Here is a 1,278-nt window from a genome sequence, read left to right as displayed (position 1 = left end):
ACTCAGGCTGACACAATCATATTTGATGCAAGCTTACACCTGTCCAAATTACAAACATTGAAAATATTACAGGGGTAAATGTTTTAGATAGAACAGACCTTATACTATCCATTTTCTCTGAAAGGGCAAAAACAAAACAGGCAAAACTTCAGGTTGAGCTGGCAACACTTCAGCATGAGCTCCCGAGGATTTACGGTCAGAAAGGTAAGGCTATGTCCAGAATTGGGGGTGGTATGAAAACCAAAGGTGCAGGTGAAAAATTAGGTGAAATCAAGGTCAGAAGAATTAAAGAAAGAATCGCCAAAATAAAAAAAGAGCTGGAATACATCAAAAAACAAAGATACCAGCAAAGAAAATGGAGGAATAAAGATATTAACCTGCTAAAAGTTGCCCTTGTTGGTTATACCAATGCAGGTAAATCCAGTCTCCTAAACAGGCTTACAAAAAGAGAGGCGTTTATATCAAACCAGCTATTTGCTACACTGGACACAAAAACATCTTATATAGTATTCCCAGATATTAATAAAAAAGTAGTTATCACAGACACAGTCGGATTTGTAAAGGATATGCCAAAGGAAATTATGGATGCATTTATGGCAACCCTTGAAGAAGTAGAGGAAGCAGACCTTATACTCCATGTTGTTGATGTATCCGATGAAAACTGGCAGGAGAAGTTAGAGGCAGTGGAAAAAATACTTAAAAAAATCAAAGTTGACCATAAACCTGCTGTTGTAGTGCTTAACAAAGTTGATAAACTTGTTCCATCTCCTGAATTTTTAGACGAAAGTCAGGAACATATCCTTACAGGAAACAAGGAAACTATCACTATATCCACAGAAAAAGGCTGGAATCTTGACAAACTGATGGAAATTTTGAAAAAATATGCCAGTGAAAAAAATCTGGTTAGTTATAACTAAGCGGAGGCTAAAATGAGTGAATGTGTATTTTGCAAAATAATAAATAAAGAGATTCCGGCTGATATAGTTTATGAAGATGATATTATGATAGCTTTCAAAGATATAAATCCTCAGGCAAGGGTTCATATCCTACTGGTTCCAAAGGAGCACATACCTAATAATCTTTATCTGGAAGGAAGACACAAACCTGTTATTGGACATATTATCCTTAAGGCAAATGAGATAGCTAAGCAGCAAGGAATTGCAGAAACAGGATTCAGACTAATTGTAAACACAGGTCCAGATTCTGGACAGGAAGTTCCACATATCCACTGGCATTTACTTGGCGGAGAACCACTGGGAAGACTAATATGCAAGTAAA

The 1,278-nt window shown here is 36.6% G+C and carries 2 protein-coding genes; both read left to right on the top strand.

From position 1 onward, the window contains the following. Nucleotides 1–47: 47 nt before the first annotated feature. Complete coding sequence (hflX, locus tag HG1285_RS18550; RefSeq protein ID WP_343122646.1) at nt 48–917, top strand: GTPase HflX; 870 nt, start codon at nt 48–50, stop codon at nt 915–917. A 12-nt stretch (nt 918–929) separates the two neighbouring features. Continuing rightward, nucleotides 930–1,277 (top strand): histidine triad nucleotide-binding protein, encoded by a 348-nt coding sequence (locus tag HG1285_RS01045; RefSeq protein ID WP_008289495.1) that lies wholly within the window; start codon nt 930–932, stop codon nt 1,275–1,277. Nucleotide 1,278: the final 1 nt, after the last annotated feature.

The organism is Hydrogenivirga sp. 128-5-R1-1, from assembly GCF_000171895.1.
Note: the sequence above shows the minus strand (reverse complement) of the source record. Positions and strands in the feature narration are given on the sequence as shown.